General features: G+C 65.6%; 23 protein-coding genes. 6 read left to right on the top strand and 17 right to left on the bottom strand.

Features of this window, described 5'->3' with window-relative positions:
- Positions 1 to 14: 14 nt before the first annotated feature.
- Positions 15 to 581, top strand: coding sequence for a dCTP deaminase (gene dcd / locus HUX88_RS23455; protein WP_117010344.1), 567 nt, complete (start codon positions 15 to 17; stop codon positions 579 to 581).
- A gap of 66 nt (positions 582 to 647) precedes the next feature.
- On the opposite strand, the gene HUX88_RS23450 is transcribed toward dcd, so the two are convergent.
- Positions 648 to 2240 carry an ATP-binding protein gene (locus HUX88_RS23450; RefSeq protein WP_176363313.1) on the bottom strand — a complete coding sequence of 531 codons (1593 nt, stop codon included), beginning with the start codon at positions 2238 to 2240 and terminating at the stop codon, positions 648 to 650.
- Positions 2241 to 2243: 3 nt separating this feature from the next.
- Positions 2244 to 2936 (bottom strand): response regulator transcription factor, encoded by a 693-nt coding sequence (locus tag HUX88_RS23445; protein ID WP_117010346.1) that lies wholly within the window; start codon positions 2934 to 2936, stop codon positions 2244 to 2246.
- A gap of 205 nt (positions 2937 to 3141) precedes the next feature.
- Between HUX88_RS23445 and HUX88_RS23440 the strand changes: the two genes are divergently transcribed.
- From HUX88_RS23440 to HUX88_RS23430, 3 genes are read left to right on the top strand one after another with little or no spacing between them, the layout of a single operon-like run.
- Positions 3142 to 3693, top strand: coding sequence for a Spy/CpxP family protein refolding chaperone (locus tag HUX88_RS23440; protein WP_176363312.1), 552 nt, complete (start codon positions 3142 to 3144; stop codon positions 3691 to 3693).
- Positions 3694 to 3723: 30 nt separating this feature from the next.
- Positions 3724 to 4395, top strand: a complete 672-nt coding sequence (locus HUX88_RS23435) for a hypothetical protein (RefSeq protein ID WP_176363311.1) — start codon at positions 3724 to 3726, stop codon at positions 4393 to 4395.
- A 13-nt stretch (positions 4396 to 4408) separates the two neighbouring features.
- A complete protein-coding gene (locus tag HUX88_RS23430; protein ID WP_176363310.1) occupies positions 4409 to 5281 on the top strand; it encodes an intradiol ring-cleavage dioxygenase in 873 nt (290 codons plus the stop codon).
- Here HUX88_RS23430 and HUX88_RS23425 read toward each other — a convergent pair whose 3' ends face one another.
- From HUX88_RS23425 to HUX88_RS23380, 10 genes are all read right to left on the bottom strand, one after another.
- Positions 5282 to 6088, bottom strand: coding sequence for a lipid II flippase Amj family protein (locus HUX88_RS23425; RefSeq protein ID WP_117010350.1), 807 nt, complete (start codon positions 6086 to 6088; stop codon positions 5282 to 5284).
- A gap of 34 nt (positions 6089 to 6122) precedes the next feature.
- Positions 6123 to 7553: a DUF1501 domain-containing protein gene (locus tag HUX88_RS23420; protein ID WP_117010351.1), complete on the bottom strand. Its 1431-nt coding sequence runs from the start codon at positions 7551 to 7553 to the stop codon at positions 6123 to 6125.
- An 8-nt stretch (positions 7554 to 7561) separates the two neighbouring features.
- Positions 7562 to 9352 carry a DUF1800 family protein gene (locus HUX88_RS23415; protein ID WP_176363309.1) on the bottom strand — a complete coding sequence of 597 codons (1791 nt, stop codon included), beginning with the start codon at positions 9350 to 9352 and terminating at the stop codon, positions 7562 to 7564.
- A 263-nt stretch (positions 9353 to 9615) separates the two neighbouring features.
- Positions 9616 to 11868, bottom strand: a complete 2253-nt coding sequence (locus HUX88_RS23410) for an arginine/lysine/ornithine decarboxylase (RefSeq protein WP_117010353.1) — start codon at positions 11866 to 11868, stop codon at positions 9616 to 9618.
- A 200-nt stretch (positions 11869 to 12068) separates the two neighbouring features.
- On the bottom strand, positions 12069 to 12689 hold the full coding sequence (locus HUX88_RS23405) for a DUF4337 domain-containing protein (protein WP_117010354.1): 621 nt from the start codon (positions 12687 to 12689) through the stop codon (positions 12069 to 12071).
- 29 nt (positions 12690 to 12718) lie between these two features.
- Positions 12719 to 13210 (bottom strand): dihydrofolate reductase, encoded by a 492-nt coding sequence (locus HUX88_RS23400; RefSeq protein ID WP_176363308.1) that lies wholly within the window; start codon positions 13208 to 13210, stop codon positions 12719 to 12721.
- Entirely contained in the window at positions 13207 to 13701 is a 495-nt protein-coding gene (gene yidD / locus HUX88_RS23395) for a membrane protein insertion efficiency factor YidD (RefSeq protein WP_176363307.1), read from the bottom strand. Before yidD ends, HUX88_RS23400 begins: the two co-directional genes overlap by 4 nt.
- 2 nt (positions 13702 to 13703) lie before the next feature.
- Positions 13704 to 14432 carry a hypothetical protein gene (locus tag HUX88_RS23390; RefSeq protein ID WP_176363306.1) on the bottom strand — a complete coding sequence of 243 codons (729 nt, stop codon included), beginning with the start codon at positions 14430 to 14432 and terminating at the stop codon, positions 13704 to 13706.
- 60 nt (positions 14433 to 14492) lie between these two features.
- On the bottom strand, positions 14493 to 15293 hold the full coding sequence (locus HUX88_RS23385) for an anti-sigma factor (protein WP_176363305.1): 801 nt from the start codon (positions 15291 to 15293) through the stop codon (positions 14493 to 14495).
- Entirely contained in the window at positions 15283 to 15822 is a 540-nt protein-coding gene (locus HUX88_RS23380) for a sigma-70 family RNA polymerase sigma factor (protein ID WP_117010358.1), read from the bottom strand. The genes HUX88_RS23385 and HUX88_RS23380 overlap by 11 nt, the downstream gene beginning before the upstream one ends.
- A 174-nt stretch (positions 15823 to 15996) precedes the next feature.
- Here HUX88_RS23380 and HUX88_RS23375 point away from each other — a divergent pair, with 174 nt between their 5' ends.
- Together HUX88_RS23375 and HUX88_RS23370 are read left to right on the top strand one after the other, a co-directional pair.
- Complete coding sequence (locus HUX88_RS23375; RefSeq protein ID WP_176363304.1) at positions 15997 to 16878, top strand: metallophosphoesterase; 882 nt, start codon at positions 15997 to 15999, stop codon at positions 16876 to 16878.
- A gap of 6 nt (positions 16879 to 16884) precedes the next feature.
- The gene (locus tag HUX88_RS23370) at positions 16885 to 17238 is read left to right on the top strand and encodes a cupredoxin domain-containing protein (protein ID WP_176363303.1); all 354 of its coding nucleotides are present in this window, start codon (positions 16885 to 16887) and stop codon (positions 17236 to 17238) included.
- Here the strand turns inward: HUX88_RS23370 and HUX88_RS23365 are convergent.
- From HUX88_RS23365 to HUX88_RS23345, 5 genes are all read right to left on the bottom strand, one after another.
- The gene (locus tag HUX88_RS23365) at positions 17228 to 17881 is read right to left on the bottom strand and encodes an alpha/beta fold hydrolase (protein WP_229219500.1); all 654 of its coding nucleotides are present in this window, start codon (positions 17879 to 17881) and stop codon (positions 17228 to 17230) included. The genes HUX88_RS23370 and HUX88_RS23365 overlap by 11 nt on opposite strands.
- Positions 17882 to 17922: 41 nt before the next feature.
- The gene (locus tag HUX88_RS23360; RefSeq protein ID WP_176363301.1) at positions 17923 to 18897 is read right to left on the bottom strand and encodes a thymidylate synthase; all 975 of its coding nucleotides are present in this window, start codon (positions 18895 to 18897) and stop codon (positions 17923 to 17925) included.
- Between the two features lie 84 nt (positions 18898 to 18981).
- Positions 18982 to 20547: a DEAD/DEAH box helicase gene (locus HUX88_RS23355; protein WP_117010362.1), complete on the bottom strand. Its 1566-nt coding sequence runs from the start codon at positions 20545 to 20547 to the stop codon at positions 18982 to 18984.
- Between the two features lie 64 nt (positions 20548 to 20611).
- Positions 20612 to 21697: a low specificity L-threonine aldolase gene (locus HUX88_RS23350; RefSeq protein WP_176363300.1), complete on the bottom strand. Its 1086-nt coding sequence runs from the start codon at positions 21695 to 21697 to the stop codon at positions 20612 to 20614.
- A 24-nt stretch (positions 21698 to 21721) separates the two neighbouring features.
- Entirely contained in the window at positions 21722 to 22495 is a 774-nt protein-coding gene (locus HUX88_RS23345; RefSeq protein ID WP_176363299.1) for a sterol desaturase family protein, read from the bottom strand.
- Positions 22496 to 22599 lie beyond the last annotated feature (104 nt).

Genomic DNA, 22599 nt, shown 5'->3' with positions numbered 1-22599 from the left:
AGGAATGCCTTGCGATGACGATTAAAAGCGACAAATGGATACGCCGTATGGCGGAGCAACATGGGATGATCGAGCCGTTCTTCCCGGACCAGGTACGCCAGGAAGAGGGCCGCAAGGTCATTTCGTACGGCACGTCGTCGTACGGCTACGACATCCGCTGCGCCGACGAGTTCAAGGTCTTCACCAACATCAACAGCACCATCGTCGATCCGAAGAACTTCGATTCGAACTCCTTCGTCGACGTCAAGAGCGACGTGTGCATCATCCCGCCGAACTCCTTCGCGCTGGCCCGCACCATGGAATATTTCCGCATTCCGCGCAGCGTGTTGACGGTTTGCCTGGGCAAGTCGACCTACGCCCGTTGCGGCATCATCGTCAACGTGACGCCGTTCGAGCCGGAGTGGGAAGGCTATGTGACGCTGGAGTTCTCCAACACCACGCCGCTGCCGGCCAAGATCTACGCCGGCGAGGGCTGCGCGCAGGTGCTGTTCTTCGAGAGCGATGAAGTGTGCGACGTGTCGTACAAGGACCGCAACGGCAAATACCAGGGCCAGCATGGCGTGACCTTGCCTAAAGCGTAAGCCGCGCTTTACCTGTCTTTACCACTCGCGGGCTTCGGCCCGCGTTTGTTTTGCGGGCCGCCTGCGTCAGCCTTTCACCGGCAGCAGCATTTCCACGCACAAGCCGCCGTCCGCGCGGTTGCTGGCCTTGATGCTGCCGCCGTGGGCCTCGATCACATGCTGGGCGATGGCCAGGCCCAGGCCGTGCCCTTCGGTGCTGGCGCTGCTGGAGCGGAAGAAGGGCTGGAAGATGGTCGCCAGGTCGGCCTCGTCCACGCCCGGCCCGCGGTCGAGCACACGGATGCACAACTGGCGCGCGTCGGGCAGGGTGCGGGTCTGCAGCTGCACCACGCCGCCCTCGGGACTGTGCTTGATGGCGTTGCGCACCACGTTCTCGATGGCGCGTCCCAACAACTCGGCCTGGCCGGCGACCATGACGTCGGCTTCCCCTTCCTGCACCACGCTGCGCTGCTGGCTGGAGGCCTCGTAGTTGGCGTCGTCGGCGATCTGCTCCAGCAGCTCGGCCATGCTGATTTCCTCCTCGCTGGCCTTGATGGCGCCCGCCTCCAGGCGGGCCAGCGTCAACAGTTCACCCACCAGCTTGTCCATGCGGACGCTTTCCCGTTCGATGCGCTCCAGCGACGCCGCCAGCTTTTCCGGCTGTTGGTGCGCCAGGCCGATCGCCGCCTGCAGGCGCGCCAGCGGCGAGCGCAGCTCGTGCGAGACGTCGTGCAGCAGCCGGGTCTGGCCGTCGATCAGGCTGCGCAGGCGCGCCGTCATGCGGTCGAAGTCTCGGCCCAGGTCGTTCAGTTCGGAACTGCGCTTGCCCTTGCCGCCGGCGCCGAAGCGGGGCGCCAGGTCGCCGCCGGCGGCCGCGTCGAAGGCTTGCCGCAGCGCGCGGATCGGGCGCGAGAAGTACCACGCCAGCAGCATCGCGAACAGCAGGCTGGCCACCGTGGCGGCGGCGATCGGCACCCACAGCGTCAGCGGCTGGAAGCGCGGGCCGCGCATGTCGCCGGGGCCGCCGTAGCCGCGGCCGTTGGGTGGAGCGTCGGGCGGGGCGCCTGTGCGGCTTGGGTCGAAGCGGGGATCGGGACCGGGGGACTGTCCGTAGGCCTGGCCCGGTTGCGGTCCCGGCCCTGGACTTGTGCCCGGCCCTGGGCCCGGATTCGGCCCCGGACCCAAGCCCGGGCCTTGGCCGCGCGGCATCGGCGGGCCGCCCTGCAGCGCCATCTGCGCGCCGCCCAGGCCGGCCATCAACGGGCGGTCGAGATCCATGCCGTGCGACGGTAGAAACAGTATAAATCGTTTGCCTTCCGGATCGCCCACCTGGCGCACCACGCGGCGCTTGCCTTCCTGCTTGAGTAGGGCGTGCGACTCGCGCAGCATGGACGCGCTCACCGCGCGCCCGAGCAGCTCATGGCCTTGCTCGTCGACCGCGAACACGCGGTGCCGTTCCATGTTCTCCAGCAGGCGGCGCAAGGCCTTGACGCCGCCATATTCCAGCGTGGCGGCGGCCGAGTTGATGGCCATCTCGGCCGGCGGGCTGGTGTCCAGGTCCTTCGGCTGGTTGGCCTCCTGGTTGTGGTTCTTGAGCCAGACGGCGCCGCCGATGCCGACGATGGCGGTCAGCTGCGCCAGCAGGATGCAGACGAAAAACTTCCAGAACAGTCGGCCCACAGGCTACTCCTTGATCAGCTGATAGCCCAGGCGGTACACGGTTTGCAGGCAGGAGCGGCCGTCGGCGATGGTGCCGAGCTTGTGCCGCAGGCTGCTCAGGTGGACGTCGATGTTGCGGTCGAAGCGCGCCAGCGGCCGGCCCAGTCCTTGTTCCGACAGGGCGTTCTTGCTGACCGGGCGGCCGGCGTTACGGGCCAGTACTTCGAGCAGGTTGAATTCGGTGCTGGTCAGTTCCAGCTTGTTGCCGGCCCAGGCCGCGCGCCGCTGTTCGGGCCACATGGTCAGCTGGCCGACGGTCAGCGCGGCGGCGGCGCCGTTGTCGAGCGGCGCGCTCTGCGAGCGGCGCAGGATGGCGCGGATGCGGGCGGTCAGCTCGCGCGGGGTGCAGGGCTTGGCGACGTAGTCGTCCGCGCCCAATTCCAGGCCGACGATGCGGTCGGTGTCGTCGCCGCGCCCGGTCAGCATCAGGATGGGCAGCTGGCTGTTGGTGCGGATGCGGCGCAGCGTCTCCAGGCCGTTCATGCGCGGCATCATCACATCCAGGATGGCGATGGAATACAGGCCGGTGAAGGCCTCGGCGGTGCCGGCCTCGCCGTCGTGCACCATTTTGACGTCGAAGCCTTCCTGTTCCAGGTATTCCTTGAACATGCCCACCAGCTCGATGTCGTCGTCTATCAGCAGTACTTTGCTCTTCATGCCGCGTGCTTCTTTTTATGTCAATGGACCGATCATAACAGCCCCGCGCGCGCGGCCGGCGGCCATTTACGCCGTTTTACAACGCATTGCCAGCGGCCAATTAGGTGTCAAAACGGCCATCTTTACATCGATTTACCCTGGGTTTACGGCGCTTTACATGGGGCGGCCGGAGAATGGCTGCTCCCTAGCAACCAAGGAAGTTCGCATGAAAACCCAGAAAAACAGCGTACACAAAATCTTGCTGGCTGCCAGCCTTGCGCTGCCGTTGTTCGCCACCGGTGGTGCGGCCCGCGCCGACGACCTGGATGGCGACGCCGGCCATCCGCCGATGATGAGGCATGAAGGCCAACAAGGCCCCGGCCGCGACGGTCCGGAACATGGTCCCGGCGGCGGCTTCCATGGCGGTATGCCGCCGTTCGGCGGTCCGGGCATGGGCGGCCGGCCGCCGTTCGTCCACGGTGTCGAATTGAGCGAGGCGCAGGAGGACAAGGTCTTCGCCATCCTGCACGCGGAGCAGCCCTACCTGCGCGAGCAGGGCAAGGCCGCGGCCAAGGCCCACGAAGCGCTGCGCGCACTGGCCGGCGCCGACCAGTACGACGACGCCAAGGCCGCCGCGCTGGCCAAGGAGGCGGCGACGGCGATGGCCAACATCGCCTTGCAGCATGTGCGTACCGAACAGAAGCTGCTGGCGGTGCTGACCCCGGAACAGCGCAAGAAGCAGGCCGAAGGCCTGGCCCGCCGCGCGCCGCGTCCCTGATTTGCCTGGCCCCACTGAACGGAGAAACTTATGTCGATTAACGCTCTGAGTTCCAGCAACACCAGCCAGCTCAGCTTCCTGAGCCGTTTGAGCAGCACCAACGCCAGCAGCAGCGCCGACGCCACGCGCGGCGCACCACCGCCGCGCCCGCCCGAGGGGGGAGGTTTCGCCTCGGCCATCGCCGATGCGCTGAAAGCCATCGGCATCGCCGGCGGCGGCGACACCGGCAGCAGCGGTGCGACCACATCGGCCGCCAGCAGCGATGCCACCGACAGCACGGACAGCAGCGGCAGCGTGGCCGACGCGCTGGGCAGCTTCCTGCAAAGCCTGATGGGCGCGCTGCATGCGCAGAACGCCGCCGTCAGCAACGAGGCGCCGCCCTACGGCGAGGCGCAGCAGGGCGGCGGTCCCGGCGGCGGCGGTCCGGGCAAGCTGGAAGCGGACCTGCAAAGCCTGCTTTCCAAGCTGACGTCCGGCAGCACCGGCAGCAGCGCCGACGGCACCAGCGCCGGCGGTGACGACGCCGTCAGCCAGCTGGAAAGCAGCTTCGCCAATCTGCTCGACAAACTGGGCGGCGGCAGCAGCAGTTCCAGCACCGACAGCACCGACGCCAACACCAAGCTGGCGGCCTTCCTGCAAGCGCTGTCGACCAAGGTCGCCGGCAGCGGGACCAGCGGCAATCTGGTCAACACCACGGTTTAACCCAGGAGAGACAATGACATCCCACGACGACGACCACGAACACAGCCTGGCCGCCGACCTGAGCGCCATGCTGAGCCTGGCCAGCGATCGTCGGCGGACCCTGCGCTGGCTGCTGGCCGGCGCCTCGGCCTTGCCGGTGCTCGGTTGCGGCGGAGGCGGCTCGTCGGCCAGCGACAGCTCCAGCGCGGCCGCGACCACCACCACGCCGACCACCACCACGACCACGCCCACCACCGGCACCTGCGCGGTGATCCCCGAGGAAACCGGCGGCCCGTATCCGGGCGACGGCACCAACAGCAACACCAGCGGCGTGGTCAATGTGCTGACGCAGTCGGGCGTGGTGCGCAGCGACATCCGCAGCAGCTTCAACGGCCCGACCGGCGTGGCGGCCGGCGTGCCGCTGACGATCAAGCTGCAGATCGTCAACGCCAACGGCAGTTGCGCGGTCTTGTCCGGTTATGCGGTCTACCTGTGGCATTGCGACCGCGACGGCAATTATTCGCTGTACTCGAACGGCGTCACGGACCAGAACTACCTGCGCGGCGTGCAGGCCAGCGACAGCGGCGGCAACGTGACCTTCCAGACCATCTTCCCGGGCTGTTATTCGGGCCGCATGCCGCACGTGCACTTCGAGGTCTATCCGACGCTGGCCAAGAGCACCAGCGCGGCCAACCGCATCAAGACCTCGCAGTTCACCTTCCCGATGGCGACGCTCAACGAGGTCTACGCCACCGCCGGCTACAGCACCAGCGTGCGCAACCTCGCGCAGATCAGCTACGCCACCGACAACATCTTCAGCGACGGCTATTCCCTGCAGATGGGCACCGTCACCGGCAACGCCAGCGACGGCTATGTCGTCACGCTGACGGTGGGCGTGGCCGGCTGATCACAGCACCTTGGCCACCCAGACGATCAGGGCGGCCGAGGGCACCAGCAGCAGCTGCGCCAGCAGCGTGCCGGCCAGGCGGCTGCCCACCAGCCAGACCACGGCGCGGCGGAACTGCGTATCGCTGACGCGGCCCTCGATGACGTCGTCGGTCATGCCCGACATGTGGGGATCGATGAACACCGCCATCATCACCGTGGCGCCGCCGTTGATGATGGACGACAGCGTGCTGGACGTGACGCGCACCTCGGGATCGAGCACGCCCGCGTACAGCGAGGCGAACACGCCCACGGTCCACAGCGCCACCGCGCCCACGTTCAGCAAGGTCACCGACATCGACACGCTGCCGCTGTCGCGCAGGCCGCGCACGTTGCCGCCGGACGGCACGGCGGCCACGTCCCGGACGTAGGACAGCCCGCCCTTGAAGAAGCCGTGCAGCAGCAGCTTGGGCACCGAGCGGTGCACCTGGAAGTGTTCCACCGCGCGGCAGAACACGCGCTGGAAGGTGGGAATCAGCAGCGCGCCGGCCACCGTCGCCAGCGCCGCCGACAGCAGCAGCCAGCGCAGGTCGGACAGCACGTGCGCCGCGGCCAGCGGCAGCGACAGGCTCAGCTCGATGCGCTTGGCGAGGAAGGGGCCGAGAAAGGAATTCGACGTGCGCGACACCAGCACCAGGATGCTGAACAGGGCCAGCGACACGGCGATGCGCCGGGTGCGCACCCCGGCTATCCTGACCGAGTAGGCCAGGGTGCCGATCAGGTGAATCACAAACGTCAGAAAACAGATGAAGAGCAGTTGCTTGTCCATGGACCGTGCGGGGGCGCTTGTTGCAGGTCCGGCATCATCCCATAAAGCCGAGGTTACGGATACTGAAGTTGCCGATATTCGGGAACACGTCGGCGATCTGCGAGGCCGACAGGCCGAACCAGCTGGCCAGCGTGGCGCCGTACTGGTCGACCGAGGTGGTCGGCAGCAGCGAGCCGGAGCCGACGTCGAGATCGTGGCCCAGGCCGGTGACCGGCATGCTGCCGTAGATGTCCTTGCCCTTGACCGCGCCGCCCATGATGAAGTGGTGCGAGCCCCAGCCGTGGTCGGTGCCGTCGCCGTTGCTGGTGAAGGTGCGGCCGAAGTCGGAGGCGGTAAACAGCGTCACCTGCTTGCGCAAGTCGGCGCCTTGCAGGTTCGCCATCGCGCCGTCGAAATAGGCCATGGCGTGGGCCACCCTGGCCAGCAGGTCGGCTTGGTTGCGGACCTGGAAATCGTGGGTGTCGAAGCCGCCCAGGCTGACATAGAACACCTGGCGCTTGATGGCCAGCGCATTGCGGCTGGCGATCAGGCGGGCGACGGTCTGCAACTGGACCGCCAGCGGATTGACGCCGGCCACGCCGGTATTCGGGTTGATGTAGGGCAGCGGATCGGCGACCGCGCCGATGCCGGCCAGCGCGCCGCTCAATGTGGCCTGGGAGTTGATGGCGCGCGTAGTGACGGCCGCGTGTTCCTTCAGGAACGGGTCGGCGGAGTCGGCGGTCACGATCTGGCGCAATGGATTGGCGGAGGCCGTCACGCCGAACAGGGAGCCGCCCAGGTTGTTGATGGCGGGAGTCGATGTGCCGCTGAGTTGATATTGGCGCACCGTGCGCCCGCTCAGGAACAAGACGTTGCCGGCGGTGGAGATGCTGGTGAACGCCGCATTGCCATTGGCGCTGGCCATGATGTCGCCGAGGCGGCCGCCCCAGCCGGCGCTGGCGGTTTGCTCCGTCTGCGAGGATTGCCACATTGCCTGCTGGTCGTTGTGCGAAAACAAGCGGGGCGGGGTGGCGACGCTGCGCGCCTTGTACTGCGCCAGCGTGGTCGGCTGTATCAGCGTGCCGACGTTGGCCAGCACGGCGACACGTCCGGCGTCGAATAGTTCCTTCAATGGCCGCAGGGACGGGTGCAGCGCGAACGTCCGTCCGGCTTGCGGTGCATTCGGCACGATGGGCAGCACGCCGCCCCCCGCGCCGGCTGCGGGCAGGGCGATGGAGCCGCTGTCGGTGGTTCTGCGCAGGCGTTGGTATTCGTTCCATGATCCGCTATCGGTGGCCAACAGCGTGTTGAAATGATCGTTGCCGCCTGTGAGGAACAGGCAAACGATGGCTTTGTAGTCGGTGGCGCCGGCGGCCGCCGCGTTGCCCATGGCGGCCAGGTTCAAGGTGAATGGCACGGTGCTGCCGCCGGCGAGCGCCAGCATTTTGCCGAGAAAGTGGCGGCGGGAGGAGATGTCGGGATGCATAGGATTCCTTAGTGTTGCGCCAGATATTCTGGGGATGCCATGGTCAGATAGATGGCCATATAAACGCGGTTCTTGCGCGCGGCGTCCACCGTGGCGGCGTTGCCGGCCGTCGCGGCCGGGAGGCCGATGCTGTTCAGCGCGCTGATGATTTGATTGCGCAAGGTGGACGACATGGCGCCGTTCGTCAGCAGCAGATTGATCCGGTCCATCAACTGCGCCGGCTGCGCCGCCAAGGCCAGCTCGGTGCGGTAGTCGCCCATGATATCGCGCGCCATGCCGGCGCCCCGGGGAATGATGCTCTGCATGTAGTTCAGGTAGCCGGTGACGGAAGGCTCGGCGGTGATTTGCATTTCCGGCGCCACCAGTCCGCGCGCCGACAAAGTGGTATTGGGCGGGCTATAGGAAGGGCGGAAGAAGTTGAACACCGACGGCGAGCGCAGTGGCGTCTGCCCCAAGCCGTTGAGCGGGTCGTCCAGGTTGGGAAGCTGGAAGCGGCCGGAAGCCGCTTTGGCGTTGAAGGCCCGCATCCAGTTGGCCAGGCGCAGCACGGGCTCGCGCAATTTCTTGGCGCTGCCGTTGTCGGCGGCCTCGGGGTCCAGCAGCACGGCACGAACAACGGCACGCATGTCGCCGCGCACGCCGTTGCCGTTGTTGGCGAACGCCGCCGCGACGCGGCCGATGTAGGCCGGGCTCGGATTGCTGCTGACCAGTCGCTGGATCAGTTGCCGGCCAATGAACGGGCCGACATTCGGGTGCTGGAACAAGGTGTCGAGTGCGGCCTTCAGGTCGGTGGCGCCGCTGCCGCCGCTGACCTGTGTGCCCAGGAAGCTCTTGGTCGAGGTGGAATGATACGTTGGATAATTCTGCATCGGCGTCCAGTCGCGGGCGGGATCGGCGACGGCGCCGAAGAAGCGGTTCCGCGACTGGTCGGGGCCGGCCCAGCTCCAACCGGTAAACACCTTGGCCAGTCCGGCGACGTCGTCATGCGTGTAGGTCTCGACCGGCTTGCCGTTCTGGAGTTTCTGGCTGCCATCGGGATTGAGCTGATACAGTCCGATGCTCATCAGCTGCATGATTTCCCGGGCAAAGTTTTCGTCAGGGACGCGGGCGCCGTCTTCCTTTTGATTGTGCAAGTGGCTCAGATAAATGCCCATCATCGGGTGCAGCGCTACCCCCTGCAACAGATCGCGGAAGTTGCCGAAGGCGTGCTGGCCCAGCATGTCATAGTAGCTGGCTACGCCTGCCGGATGCGAAGGCAGGATTTCGTCGGCGTAGGAAATCACGAAGATTTGCGACAGCGCGAAGGTCACGCGCTGGCGCAGCTGGTCGTCGCCGATGACAGCCTGTTTCCAGAACGATTCAAGCAGATGGTTTTGCGTCAGCGGCGCGCCGGCCGGCAGTACGCTGGTCAGGCTCTGCAGATAGTTGCGGTGCAGTGTTTGCGGTTTCGTCAATTGGCTGTTTATCCAGTTGGCCCTGGTGCTGCCGACGAGCGAGGCGATCTCGGCCGCGGTCGGACCGAAGGTGGCCTGCGCCAGGAAATGCGATGCGGCCGCCGGCGTGAGCGGCGCGGCGGCGGGACCGGACGGTTCCGGCGCATCCGGCATGGCTGGCGTTAGCGGTGCGCTTGGCCCGTTGCCGGGGCGGCCTACGCCCGACTTGACCCCGTTGCTGATGGGGCCGCTGGACGATGTGCGCTCTCCCGCATCGATGGAGCCGCCACCGCCACCGCCGCCGCATGCCGCAGTTCCCAAGGCCAGCACCAGCCCGAATGTCAATTTCAGAGATGTTAGCTTCATACCCTTGCCTTCTGGAATTTCAAACCCGGAATTTTAGATGAGTCCGACTTTCAAGAGAAAACTGATTTCAATTCCGCGCAGCAATAGCGTGAAGTTGAGTGATGTAGAGTGAAGTAGAGGTGTAAATGGACGAACTTCTGGTGAGAAAATATCCGTTCCTCAGGGAAATGCATTTTTTGCGCAATGCAGTTTTTGCGGACGTAAAAAAACCGCTGGCCTGAACGCATTCAGGACCGGCGGTTTCTATTGGTGTACAGCAGCTGTTATTGCTTGACGCAATCGACGAAGTAGCCGCGCTTGCCATCCACCTCGCGCTTGACCAGACCGTGCACGTCGGTCTCGAAGCCGGGGAAGCGCTCGTTGAAGTCGCGCGCGAAGCGCAGGTAGTCGACGATGGTCTTGTTGAAGCGCTCGCCCGGGATCAGCAGCGGAATGCCCGGCGGGTAAGGCGTCAGCAGGATGGAGGTGATGCGGCCCTCCAGCTCGTCGATGGCGACGCGCTCGATCTCGCGGTGCGCCATCTTGGCGAACGCGTCCGACGGCTTCATGGCCGGGATCATGTCCGACAGGTACATCTCGGTGGTCAGGCGCGCCACGTCGTAGGCCTTGTAGAAGTCGTGGATCTGCTGGCACAGGTCGCGCAGGCCCATCTTCTCGTAGGTCGGGTTGGCGGCCGCGAACTCCGGCAGGATGCGCCACATCGGCTGGTTCTTGTCGTAGTCGTCCTTGAACTGCTGCAGTGCGGTCAGCAGCGTGTTCCAGCGGCCCTTGGTGATGCCGATGGTGAACATGATGAAGAACGAGTACAGGCCGCACTTCTCGATGATCACGCCGTGCTCGGCCAGGTACTTGGTGACGATGGACGCCGGAATGCCGGTCTCGGCGAACTGGCCGTCCAGCGACAGGCCCGGATTGACGATGGTGGCCTTGATCGGGTCGAGCATGTTGAAGTTCGGCGCCAGCTTGCCGAAGCCGTGCCAGTCGTCCTCGGCCTTGATGATCCAGTCTTCCTGCGAGCCGATGCCTTCCTCGGCGAACTCCTGCGGGCCCCACACCTGGAACCACCAGTCCTTACCCCATTCCTGGTCGATCTTCTTCATCGCGCGGCGGAAGTCCAGCGCTTCGAGGATCGATTCCTCCACCAGTGCGGTGCCGCCCGGCGCCTCCATCATGGCCGCGGCCACGTCGCACGAGGCGATGATCGAGTACTGCGGCGAGGTCGAGGTGTGCATCAGGTAGGCCTCGTTGAAGGCGTCGCGGTCCAGCTTGACCGACTCCGATTCGCGCACCAGCACCTGCGAGGCCTGCGACAGGCCGGCCAGCAGCTTGTGGGTGGACTGGGTCGAGAAGATCATCGACTCCTTGGCGCGCGGACGGTCCTTGCCGATCGCGTGCATGTTCTTGTAGAAGTCGTGGAAGGTGGCGTGCGGCAGCCAGGCTTCGTCGAAGTGCAGGGTGTCGATCTGGCCGTCGAGCATCTCGCGCAGCGTTTCCACGTTGTAGACCACGCCGTCGTAGGTCGACTGGGTGATGGTCAGGATGCGCGGCTTCTTGTTCTTCGCTTCGCGCGCGAACGGATTGGCCTCGATCTTGCGCTGGATGCTCTCCATCGTGAACTCTTCCAGCGGAATCGGACCGATGATGCCCAGGTGGTTTCGGGTCGGCATCAGGAACACCGGGATCGCGCCGCACATGATGATCGAGTGCAGGATGGACTTGTGGCAGTTGCGGTCGACCACGACGATGTCGCCCGGCGCCACGGTCGAGTGCCAGACCATTTTGTTCGAGGTCGAGGTGCCGTTGGTGACGAAGTAGCAGTGGTCGGCGTTGAAGATGCGGGCGGCGTTGCGCTCGGACGCGGCCACCGGGCCGGTGTGGTCCAGCAGCTGGCCGAGTTCCTCGACGGCGTTGCAGACGTCGGCGCGCAGCATGTTCTCGCCGAAGAACTGGTGGAACATCTGGCCGATCGGCGACTTCAGGAAGGCCACGCCGCCCGAGTGGCCGGGGCAGTGCCACGAGTACGAGCCGTCGTTGGCGTAGTGCACCAGCGCGCGGAAGAACGGCGGCGACAGGCCGTCCAGGTAGGACTTGGCTTCGCGGATGATGTGGCGCGCCACGAACTCCGGCGTGTCCTCGAACATGTGGATGAAGCCGTGCAGCTCGCGCAGGATGTCGTTGGGGATGTGGCGCGAGGTGCGCGTTTCGCCGTACAGGTAGATCGGGATGTCGGCGTTCTTGTAGCGGATTTCCTCGACGAAGGCGCGCAGCGACTTCAGCGCGGTGTCGGTCTCCTCGACCGAGCCGGCGCCGAATTCCTCATCGTCGATCGACAGCACGAAGGCCGACGCGCGCGATTGCTGCTGGGCGAACTGGGACAGGTCGCCGTAGCTGGTCACGCCCACCACTTCCATGCCTTCTTTTTCCATGGCGTCGGCCAGGGCGCGAATGCCCAGGCCGGACGTGTTCTCGGAACGGAAATCCTCGTCGATGATGACGATGGGGAAACGAAATTTCATGCATGTCTCCAAAAAAGCAAGCCGCCCCTGACTTGTGTGGAGGGGCGGACTAGGGCGCGACCGCTCACCGAGCCGCCGCAGAAAAAAAATAAGAACGGGATTCTCGCAGAAATGGGGCCGCTGCGGGAAAAAAATATTGCAAAAATCCAGACAAGATTGCCGCAATACTATGACGACGGTATTACACCGGCTGTCAGGCCTTAGTGTCCGACCGCGCCACCGCCCAGTTTGGCCAGCATCTGGCCGACCGGATCGACGTGGAGCCAGGCGAACGCGCCCAGCGCGATGCCGACCCCGGCCACGCCGTAGGCCAGGCCCATCATCCACTTCTTGCGGGTCAGCAGGGTGATGGCGGCCAGCGAGATGGCGATCTGCTCGGCGGTGGTGGCCAGCGCCCACTGGTGGTGCTCGTGCATGGCCTCGTCCGACTTGTGGTTCCACTCTTTAGAGGATTCCTCCCACTTCTCGGCGTCCTTCTTGATGTCTTCCTTTTCCGACTTGTAGCGGGCCATGTCGGCCTCGTACTTCTTCGGATCGACGCCCGGCAGCGACATGGCCAGCTCGGCCAGGTTCTGCTTGCTGGACTTGGCCTGGTAGTAGTTCCAGCTGTTGGAGGCCTGGGTCTTGTCGATGGCCGCGTTGTTCTTGAACAGGGCCGCGTCGTTCTGCGTGGCGCCGCCCAGGTAGCCGAAGGTGGCGCCCACCGTGGCCAGGATCGCCGTCATGACAGCAATATTGTTCGAAAAGCCATCGCTGCCGTGGGCTGCGTGTTCGACCGCGTGATCGTGCGGTCCGTGTACGTGAAAACCGTCGCCTGACATGTTCTTTTATTCCTTGATGGGGTTGATGATCAAACTGCCGCCTTGCGGCGCAGTGTAACAAAAGCGTACTGCAAATCGGCAGTGGCCGATGCGTGCTGTTCGCGGGCGGTTTCTTCCCATGCGCCGGCTTCCAGCGCGGGGAAGAAGGCGTCGCATTCGAAGGTGCGGGCGATCTCGGTGATTATCAACTGGTCCGCCAGTTGCATCGACTGTTTGTAGATCTCGGCGCCGCCGATGACGAAGCCGGGCGCGCCGTCCAGCAGGGCCAGCGCCGCCTCGACCGAGTTGACCGCTTCCACGCCGTCATGCCGCCATTCCGGATTGCGGGTGATGACGATGTTGCGGCGGTTGGGCAGCGGGCGGCCGATGGAATCGAAGGTCTTGCGGCCCATGATGATGGCGTGGCCGGTGGTCACGCGCTTGAAATGCGCCAGGTCTTCCGGCAGTTTCCACGGCAGGGTGTTGTTGATGCCGATGCCGCGCTGGGCGTCCATGGCGACGATGATGGTCAGTGTGCTCATTTTTCGGTGCTATCCGGTGCTGAAGGTGCGGAGCCGACATTATCGTTCAATTTGGGTTTTTTCGGCGTGGCCGATTTCTTGCGGCGCGCGCGGCGCGGCGCGTTGCCGGGGTAGTTGTCGTCGTCTTCGGTCGGCGAGGTGTTGTAGCGCCACGCGCAGCAGCGCGCACCGTCCGCCCAGCCGGTGAGGAAGTCGCAGCCGAATTCGAACACCTCGCCCCAGCTGCAAAAGCCCGCCTGCAGGCGGTGGCGCGCGCTCAACGCTGGCCGCTGGACGGGTTGATGGTGGCGGTGGTGCAGATCGCCGCAATCCTCCATGCGGCGCTTCAACAGCAGCAGGCCGGCCGCCACGCCATGCCGGGCGATGGCGCGCTTGCCGTACTGCGAGCAGCTGTCGCGGCCCGTGTGCACGCGGAAGGCGCAGCTAAAGCCCTTCAGCGGCGACAGCCAGCGTTGATAGGCCGCGATGGCGGCGAGGGCGAGGCGCTTCATGGTCAGGGATTGTATTCGGACTCGATCTTCGCGTATTCGCCGCTGGCGTCCTCGAAGATCTTGCCGTTCCAGCGGAAGACGATGGTGCGCTCCGGCTGCTGTTCCACCTTGACCCGGTAGATGAGGGCCGGCAGGCCGTCGCTCGTGGTTTCCTCGACGGTGGCCTTGAGTTTCTGTGACGACGGGCCATTGCCTTCTTCGCGGTCGCGTTCGGTGATGAGTTCGAGTAGCGTCTGCAGGCGGTCGCCTTCAATGCGGTAGATGGCGTAGGCGCCGAACTTGCCCTCGCCTTGGGTCAGGTATTGGTTGCCATGGCAGACGATCTGCTCGCGCACGTCGCCGGGGATGAGCTGTTTGAGTTCGAATTCGTCGGATGGGGCGAAGGTCGTGTCGGCCAGTTTGCCAATTTGCCCCCCCAGCGAGCGTTCCAGGAGGATAGGCCTGCCGTCGGCCATGCTCACCTCCAGATTGCGGTACGAAGGGTTGCCGTTGACGGTCACCTGCAGATTGAAGTCCTTGCCCTTCAGCGATTGCGTGACATAGCCTTCGGCTTCTTCCGGATCGCTTGCCGCAGACGAAGCCGGGGCGGGGGCCTTGGCGCCAACCGGCGCCTCGGCCACGACCCGTGGAGTGGGCGCGACGGGGGCCTCGCCATGACGGCGGTTGGCCGCCAATACCACCACCACGACTGTGGCCAGCGCGACGACGGATCCTATCAATTTCTTGTTCATGCTTTAATGTGGTTGAATAAACAAGCCACAATACCACGCCGCAGCGGAAAGCCGTGTCCTCTACTGCGCGTCGGCCTGTGCCACTTTCTGGCGCAGCAGCGCGGCGAATTGCGCCAGGTCCTGCGGATTGATGTCCGACACGGCTGAATAGCGCATGCCATCCTGCGTCCAGCGCAGCAGGTGGAAGCCTTGGCGCATGCCCGCTTGCGGCGCGCTGGCGTGGCCGCCGGCGTCCGGCCAGATGTACAGGTTGACGATGTGCAGCCGGTGGCGGTAGGCCAGCGCCGCCACGGGCCGCTGCTGGAGATAGTCCAAACGGCCGCCGATCAAGGCGTAGCCCTGCGCGGCCAGGTCGTACACGGGCGGCGAGTAATCCAGCTTGCCGGCGAACCAGGGCTTGACGGTGTGCTGGTCGGTCGAGGCCACGTCGGCCAGGTGGTCGGGCATCATCGAGCGGAAATGGCTGGCCACCAGTTCCTGCTCGATGCGGTCGTCGGCGTTGGGTTGGCCCAGGTACAGCGTCAGCGTGACGGCAAAGGCGGCCGTCATCGCGCCCGCCAGGCCAAGGTTGATCCACGCCCATGGCCACGCGCGTGACGAGGTGCGCGGCGGTGTGCGCGGTGCCGGCGTGCCCGCAGGCTCGGCCCGCAGCGCGGCGTGGATGCGGTGTTTCAGGTACTCGGGCGCGGCATGGCGCTGCGCCTCGGCGGCGACGCGGCCGCGCAGCGCCTCCAGCTGCGCCAGCGCTTCGGCGCACTCGCCGCAACCGGCCAAATGCGCCTCCACCTGCGCGCGGTCGGCCGCATCGAGTTCGGCATCCAGGTACGCCGACAGCTTCTCCTGGCTGTGCTTAGATTCCATCCTGCTCTCCGTGCTTCAGATAGGCCAGCAGCAGCTTGCGCGCGCGGGCCAGCCGCGACATCACCGTGCCGATCGGCGTTTCGGTCACCTCCGCAATCTGCTTGTACGACAGATCGTCCATCTCCTTCAACACCAGCACCTCGCGAAACGCCTGCGGCAGCTGGGCCAGCGCGGCGTTGACGGTGCGGCCGGTGTCGCGGCTGGCGGCGATGGCGGCCGGATCGGCGCTGTCATCGTCGCCGCCGTGCAGCGCCTCGTCGAAGCTCACATCACCGCGCTGCGCCTGGCCGTCGCGCAGCGTGCTGTAGTAGGTGTGGCGCACGATGGTCAGCAGCCAGGCGCGCACGTCGCCGCCGCGAAAGCCGTCGGCAAAGCGGAAGGCGCGCAGGTAGGCGCTTTGCACCAGATCGTCGGCGTCGTGCTGGTTGCGGGTCAGCCAGCGGGCCAGGTTGTAGGCCGCGTCCAGATGCGGCATGGCCATCGCCTCGAACCGCGCGGTTTTGTCGTCGTCGCCCAAATACTTATCCATTGCAGTGGTCCAGTGGATGAAGACTCCGTCCGGTGCGGATTTATTCCCGGTTCAGAAATATAAAAAATATCGGGAATATCCGGGCCTGGCTCCGGGTTTTAGCCGGTACGACCGGCGCTCGCCGATTATGCCATGGCGCGGCGCCGGCTTTTCAACTACACAACGGAGTTCATCATGATCGATCGCAGAGGATTTTTAAGGCTGGGCGCAGTGGGCGGCGGCGCCGTCTTCATGTCCGGCTTGTACGGCAAGGCGATTGCGGCAGCCGGCTACGAGGACTTCTATTTCGTCCAGTTGTCCGATTCGCACTGGGGCTACAAGGGGCCGGCCAACCCGGAGGCGCAGAACACGCTGCGGCAGGCGGTGGAGAGCGTCAACGCGCTGGCGGTGCCGCCGGACTTCATCGTCTTCACCGGCGACCTGACCCACACCACCGACGACGCGGCCGAGCGCCGCCGCCGCATGGCGGAGTTCAAGCAGATCGTCGGCGGCTTGAAGGTCAAGGACGTGCATTTCCTGGCGGGCGAGCATGATGCCTCGCTCGACAACGGCGCGGCGTTCCACGAGTTCTTCGGTCCCTCGAATTACAGCTTCGACCATAAAGGCGTGCACTTCGTCGCCATCGACAACGTCTCCGACCCCGGCGCGCGCATCGGCGAGGCGCAGCTGGCGTGGCTGAAGGCGGACCTGGACAAGCAGGCCAAGGACGCGCGCATCGTCGTACTGACGCACCGGCCCTTGTTCGATCTGGCGCCGAAATGGGACTGGGCCACGCGCGACGGCGAGCAGGCGATGGCGCTGCTGATGCCGTATTCGAATGTCACGGTGTTCTATGGCCATATCCACCAGGAGAACCACCATATGAGCGGCCACATCGCGCACCACGCGGCCAAGTCGCTGATCTTCCCGCTGCCGGCGCCGGGCTCGCAGGACAAGCGCACGCCGCTGCCGTGGGACCCGGCGGCGCCAGGCAAGGGCCTGGGCTTCCGCGAAGTGGAGGCGGAGGCCAAGCCCGTGGCCTATCAAATCACCGAATTCCCCGCGATGAAAGGATGAACCATCATGTTGACCAAACGTAGATTGCTGATGTGCGCCCCGTTGGCGCTGGTGGCCCTTGGCGCCGTGCAGGCCAGGGCCAAGGAACGCGTGATCAAGATCGAAGCGCGCAAATTCCGCTTCGCGCCGAACGTGATCGAATTGAAGAAGGGCGAGGCGGTGGTGCTGGAACTGACCGCGCTGGACTTCCCGCACGGCTTCAGTGTGCCGGACCTCAAGATCCGCGCCGATCTGGTGATGGGCAAGCCGGTGCAGGTGAGGCTCAAGCCGGAGACGGCTGGACAGTTCGGCTTCTTGTGCGATAACTTCTGCGGCAGCGGCCATGAGGAAATGGCCGGCACCATCATCGTCAAGGCCTGAGCGGTTGGAAGGCCAGCATGTCGGCGGCCAGCGCCTGCGGGGCTTCCAGCGGGATCATGTGGCCGGTGCCGTCGTGGATGTTCAGGCGGGCATCGGGCAGGTGGCGCTGCATTTCTCGCAGGTCGGCTGGATCGACCAGTTGGTCGCCGGCGGCGCCGACGATCAGCACCGGGCATTTGATTTCGGCCAGCCGCTCCATCAGGTCCGGCCGCTCCATCGAGGCGGTGAACTGCGCCAGCAGCACGTCCTTGCCCAGGTCCAGCGCCATTTGCTGGATGATGTCGATGATGGACTGGTCGCCCAGGTGCGATTCATGCAGCAGCTCGCGCAGGCGCATGCGCGTCATGCCGGTGTAGGCGCTGCTCTTCAACATCGGGATGATGCGGCGGCGGGTCTGCTTCTCGTTTTCGCTCAGGCCGCGCGCGGAGTTCGCGATCAGCACCAGCGACTGCACGCGCTCCGGATGCAGCAGTGCGTATTCGATGGCGAGGTAGGCGCCCAGCGAGAACGCCACCAGATGCGCCGACGGCGCGCTGTGCGCCGCGATCACCTCGTGCATTTGCTGGCGCGTCTCCGCCCGATGCAGCGGGACGTAATTGAATGCGAAGCCGCTGCCCAGCAACGGCGTCAGGCGGGACCACATCCTTTCGTCACAGAGTGTGCCAGGGATGAAGTCCAGCCGCGTCATACCGCCATCGGCGCCGTGATCGGCGCGTGGTGCTGGTAGCCTTCCAACGAGAAGTCCGACGGCTCGACCTTTTCCAGCCACTCCGGTTCGTACTTGCCGGTCTTGGCGAAGTCCGGCACGCGGTCCGAGATACGGAACTGCGGCGCCGGGAACGGCGTGCGGGTCAGCTGTTCCTTGACCATGTCCATGTGATTCTCGTAGATGTGGGCGTCGCCGATGAAGTAGGTGAACCAGCGCGGCGTGTAGCCGGTCAGGCGGCCGACCAGGTGCATCAATGCCGCGCCCTCGGCGAGGTTGAACGGCGTGCCCAGACCCAGATCGTTCGAGCGGACGTAGAGGCACATCGACAGCTCGCGCGTGGTTGGATTCGGAATGAACTGGTACAGCAAGTGGCACGCCGGCAGGGCGACCGCGTCCAGCACGGCGGGATTCCAGCCATGGAACAGGATGCGGCGGCTGCCTGGATTGTTGACGATGGTGTCCAGGCATTCGCGCAGCTGGTCGATAGACTTGTGCAGCAGGACCTTGGTCACGCCTTCGTCCTCGATCTGCGAGATCAGGCGGAAGCCGTTCTTTTGCGCGTCGGCGATCTGCGCCGGCTGGTCGACGGCGATCAGTTTGAAGCCGGGCCATTGGCGCCATTGCACGCCGTAGACCGGGCCCAGGTCGTCCTCGCCGAGGCGGTAGGGATTGTCCAGCCACTGTTTGTTCTCGTTGGCATTCTGGTCCCAGACTTTGCAGCCCAGCGCGCGGAAGTCGGCGGCGCTGCTGGAGGCGCGCAGGAAGGCGCACAATTCGCCGACCACGGATTTGAATGCCAGTTTTTTGGTCGTCACGGCCGGGAAGCCGCCGTTCAGCAGGTCGAAGCGCATCATCGCGCCCGGCACGCTCAGGGTGCGGATGCCGGTGCGGTTGTCTTGCCAGCTGCCGGTATCGAGGACGGTCTGGATCAGTTCCTGGTATTGCTGCATTCAATTCTCCAACGTGGTGCGCGGGCCGCGATGGCCCGGAAAGACGGCTATTTTATCAGGCGGCGCGCATGGCCGCCCAGGTGCTCAGCGTGGGCCGGTCTTGCGGCCGCCCGGCTTTGCGGTGGCCTTGCCTGCGGCCCGCGCCAGCGACTTGGCGCCACGTCCGCCGGTGACCACGACGGCGCCCTTGGGCGCTGCCGGCTTGCCGCCGCCCCCGTAGGTGCGGCTGCTGCCCGGCTTTGCGCCGGCGGAGCGCGCGCCGCCGGCCGGCTTGCCCGATGGCGCAGGGGGAGTCCACGTACCAAGCGAGGCGTCGCCGCCTGCGGGACGGGCCGTGACAGCTGCCTTGCCGCCGGTTGCGACGTTGCCCGGCTTTCCGCTGGCTGTTGCGCTGCCGCCGGCCGCCTTGCCGCCGGCCGGGCCGGTGAACGGGCGCTTCTTCTTGGCCGGCGCTTCGGCCGCCGCTTTCTTGGCTGCTGCTGCGGCGGCGCCTTTTGGTCCGGTCTCCGGCACGCGGTGGTCGGCCTCGAAGCCCGGTTCCTCGATGCGATGGATGACCTGGCGGGTCAGCGTCTCGATGGCCTTCAGCATATCGACTTCGTCGGCGCAGACCAGCGACACGGCTTCGCCCTCCATGCTGGCGCGCCCGGTGCGGCCGATGCGGTGGATGTAGTCCTCGGCCACCGTCGGCAAATCGAAGTTGACCACCTGCGGCAGCGCCTCGATATCCAGCCCGCGCGCGGCGACGTCGGTGGCGACCAGCAGCTGGACTTCGGCGTTCTTGAAGCGGGCCAGCGCGCGCAGGCGGGCCGGCTGGGTCTTGTCGCCGTGGATGGAATCGGCCGAGATGCCGTGTTCCTGCAGCGTCTTGACCAGCGCCTCCACGCCTTTGCGGGTCTTGACGAACACCAGCACCTGGCCCCAGTTCAGCTTCTTCAGCAGATGCAGCAGCAGCTCGGGCTTGCGGCGCTTGTCGGTCGGGATCAGCCACTGCTTGACGGTCTTGGTGGCCGTGTTGCTGGCGCTGACCTGGATCGACACCGGGTCCTTCAGCATGCCGCCGGCCAGCTTGCGGATCTCATCGGAGAACGTGGCCGAGAACAGCAAGGTCTGGCGCTGCTTGGGCAGGGCCGCCAGCAGGATGTCCAGGTCGCGCTCGAAGCCGAGGTCCAGCATGCGGTCCGCCTCGTCCAGCACCAGCGTTTGCAGCATGGCGAAGCTGATCGCGCCCTGGTCGTGCAGGTCGATCAGGCGGCCCGGCGTGGCCACCAGCACGTCCAGGCCCTTGCGCAGCTTGGTGATCTGCGGCTCGATCGGCACGCCGCCGTAGGCCACGGCCGATTTCAGCGGCAGGTTGCCGCCGTAGCTGCGGAAGCTCTCGTAGACCTGTTCCGCCAGTTCGCGGGTCGGCACCAGCACCAGGCAGCGCACCGCTTTCGGCGCGGTCACGCCGTCCATGGTCAGGCGTTGCAGGATGGGGAGGGCGAAGCCCGCCGTCTTGCCGGTGCCGGTCTGCGCCGCCGCCATCAGGTCGCGGCCCGCCAGCACGACGGGGATGGCTTGCTTCTGGACGGGCGTGGGCTGCTTGTAGCCCAGCGTCTCCAGCGTGCGCTGTATGGGGTCGATCAGGCCGAGGGCTTGGAAGGTCATGGTGTTATGCCGTAAAACGAAAAGAGGGCGCAGTGTAGCCGGTTGCACCGGCTTGTGCAGGAATTTAGTTGGACAGCGCGTCCGACCACAGGGCCAGGATCTCGCGCACGCGCTGGTCCGGCAGGTTGAGCAGGTTGTCGCCGATGTACAGCTCCACCGAGCTGCGGCCCGGCAGCGCGGCGTGGCTGGCGGCGTTGAACAGCCACACGCCATGCTGTTCGGCGATGCGGTTGCGGATCTCGTTGGCGCGCTCGCGGCTGACCGGCAGGTGCAGATGCAGCATGCTGGCCTGCGGACGGGCGGGGTTGGGCGTCAGCAGCGGATAGTCGCGCAGCACCTCGTACAACCACTCGGTGCGGCGGAAGTAGTCCGGCATCGCCGCCAGCCTGGCGTCGAACTGCATGGCGGCGGCCACCACGTACGGCGTGCGCTGGTAGACGTTGCCGCCCTGGCGGCGAAACCATTCCTGGGCCTTGGCGACGAAGGCCGCGCTACCCAGCAGCATGGCGCCGCCCATGCCGCCTATGCCTTTGTACATCGACAGGTAGACGGTGTCGAAGCCGGCCGCGATGTCGGCTGCCGGGCGGCCGTATGCGGCGGCGGTTTCCAGCAGGCGCGCGCCGTCCAGGTGCAGGTGGATGGATTGCTCGCGGCAGTAGGCTTTGATGGCTTCCAGCTCGTCCCAGCTTGGGCACTGGCCGCCGATCTCGCGCATCGGCAGCTCCAGCGTGGCCGCGCCCAGCTTGTCCGGGATGCCTCTGAGTTCGTCCAGCGTCCACGGGCGGTGCGGGTCGCCGATCTGCAAGGCCTGGAAATGATCGAACAGCTGATGGTTGCCGCGCTCGTGGCGCAGGATGTGCGAGGTCGGATGCAGCGCCACCAGCCGGCTGCCGCGCTCCGAGCAGGCGATGCGCAGCGCGGTGGCCTGCGTCATGGTGCCGGTGATGCAGAACAGCGCCGATTCAAAGCCCAGCAGCGTGGCGACCTTCTGCTCGAAGTCCTGTATCAGCGTGCCGCTGCCGTAGGTGTCGTGCGCGACGCCGTTGGCCTCGCACCATGCGGACATCGCCGCGAACAGCTGGGCGGGCGAGGGCTGCCGGTGCCCGGGCAGGTGGGTGGCGCAGCTGAGGCGCAGTTCGGCGTCGGTCAAGGCGTTCTCCTGAAAGGGAGAATGTTACCGGCTTTTTGCCTCGGGAGCTGAAAAACCGGCTTTGCGATAGTGCTCGTCGTAGTCCGGCGACAGGGTGCCCATCATCCGGTCCCAGAACAGGAAGTACCAGCTGTAGTTGTAGCGTCCCCGCGCATGGTGGGTGTTGTGGGCGATGGAGGTGTTGATCCAGCGGCCCAGCCAGTGCTTCGACAGCGCGCGCGGGAACAGCTCATAGCCCAGGTGCGTGTACACGGCGAAGATCGTGTTAATCCACGAGAAAATGAACAGCGACCAGAACGTGACCGGCAACAGCAGCAGGATCACGATGCTTGCGCCGCTGTCGATCACCGCCTCCAGTGGGCTGATCGAGTAGGTGGACCAAGGCCCGGTGTTGGTGGAGCGATGGTGGGTGCGGTGCGCCCAGCGGAACAGGCGGCGGTGGTGCATCAGGCGGTGCGTCCAGTAGAACCAGGTGTCCTGGATCAGCATCATCAGCACCACCATCAAGGCGATGAAGCCCCATCCGCGCCCGTAGGCATGCACGCTTTGGTAGAAATTGGTGTGGCGCCCGAGGCCCAGCGCGAACGCCAGCGGCATCACGCTGCCCAGCGCGATGATGCTGAACACGGAAGTGAGCATCTCGCGCCGGATTTGCGGCGCGCCGATCGGCTTCGCCTGCAGCCGCCGCCGGCGGCCGGGCCGTAAGCGCCACCAAAGCCAAAGCGCCGCAAACACGCCCACCACCAGCGCGTAGTGCCATGCGACCTGCAGGATGCTGCGGAGGAGTGGGTAGAGCATGGCGTTCCCTTGAAATTGGATCCCGCATGCTAAGGCCGACCGTGCGGACAATGTTTATAAACTAATTAATTTCTGGTTTGGCAATCGTGCGGAGTTATCGTAAT

It is taken from the genome of Duganella sp. BJB1802 (assembly GCF_013369445.1).
Classification (GTDB): Bacteria; Pseudomonadota; Gammaproteobacteria; order Burkholderiales; family Burkholderiaceae_D; genus Rugamonas; species Rugamonas vulcania_A.
Note: the sequence above shows the minus strand (reverse complement) of the source record. Positions and strands in the feature narration are given on the sequence as shown.